1 protein-coding gene is annotated in these 279 nt (G+C 33.0%); it reads left to right on the top strand.

The window, feature by feature from the left end; translation table 11 throughout:
• On the top strand, positions 1-279 hold a 279-nt coding region (locus ACSG5Z_RS32625), incomplete at both ends, for a DUF418 domain-containing protein (RefSeq protein WP_435713011.1).

The raw sequence follows: 279 nt of genomic DNA, 5'->3' as shown, positions 1-279 counted from the left end.
GTGCTAAAGAATTAGAACTAAAACTTAAAAAATGGCAAATCATTATGTTCATTTTAACTTTACCGATGTGGTTTATTATGGTTTACTTCTTTATGAACAATCAACCATACACACCATTTTCGCTTATGGGTATTACGATGATAAGCGGAAAGACATTGGTCATCTTCTACATTGTCACGTTAATGCGTTTATTACAAAAAGAAAGATGGCAAACATTATTACGTCCGTTCCAGTATGTTGGTCGAATGGCGTTAACAAACTACATTTCACATACAATTG

It is taken from the genome of Bacillus pretiosus (genome assembly GCF_051294775.1).
Lineage (GTDB): Bacteria > Bacillota > Bacilli > Bacillales > Bacillaceae_G > Bacillus_A > Bacillus_A wiedmannii.
This window is presented reverse-complemented; position numbering and strand designations above follow the sequence as displayed.